The sequence below is a fragment of the Pseudoxanthomonas kalamensis DSM 18571 genome, from assembly GCF_010211745.1.
GTDB classification, from domain to species: Bacteria; Pseudomonadota; Gammaproteobacteria; order Xanthomonadales; family Xanthomonadaceae; genus Pseudoxanthomonas_A; species Pseudoxanthomonas_A kalamensis.
The window spans coordinates 1-588 of the sequence record NZ_PDWQ01000090.1; the positions used below are offsets into that span (position 1 = coordinate 1).

Genomic DNA, 588 nt, shown 5'->3' on the forward strand with positions numbered 1-588 from the left:
ACCCCGGCTGGGCGGTGGCATCGGACCAGGCGTCGCGCATGGTGTCGGTCCGCTGGGCGGGATAGGACAGCGCGTCCAGCACCAGGTCCACCTGATCGGCCAATAGCTCCAGACAGAGCGCCAGTTCGCCCATGCGCACCTTGGGCTCGGCGGCGCGCTCTTCAGCCTGCGTGCGCGGCAGCGCCAGCCGGACCAGGAAGCGCACGTGATCGCGCAGCTTCGCCAGGCGGAACTGGCTGTCCTCCGGCAGGAAGTAGCCGGGCATGTCTTCGTCGTCCAAACGGTCGTGCGCCATCGTTGCCTCCTCGTTCCATGAAGGGGTCTATCCGCCACGTATGGCGGACGGGAAGTCGGGAGGTTCGAAACCGCAGAGAGCCGGCGGGCGTATTTCCCCGAAGGGTGTTGTATTAGCCGCCCTCCCGACGCAGGCATCGCGTCGGCTTGCGATTGCAAAGCATGCAAGCACAAAAAACCCACCGGTTTGTCGGAGGTGGGTACCGCTACGTGAGGAGTTTCGACGCTCCTTAAGTAGAGACTGCTATCGAGTCCACGCCATGTCAATCCCCTGCAACGGGCCAAGAACGCGAC

General features: G+C 64.3%; 1 protein-coding gene. It reads right to left on the reverse strand.

Translation table 11 applies throughout. The features are described from left to right. Window positions 1–295: XAC0095 family protein (locus CSC70_RS14150; protein WP_425501602.1), on the reverse strand; the 295-nt coding region annotated here is incomplete at its 3' end. Window positions 296–588: the final 293 nt, after the last annotated feature.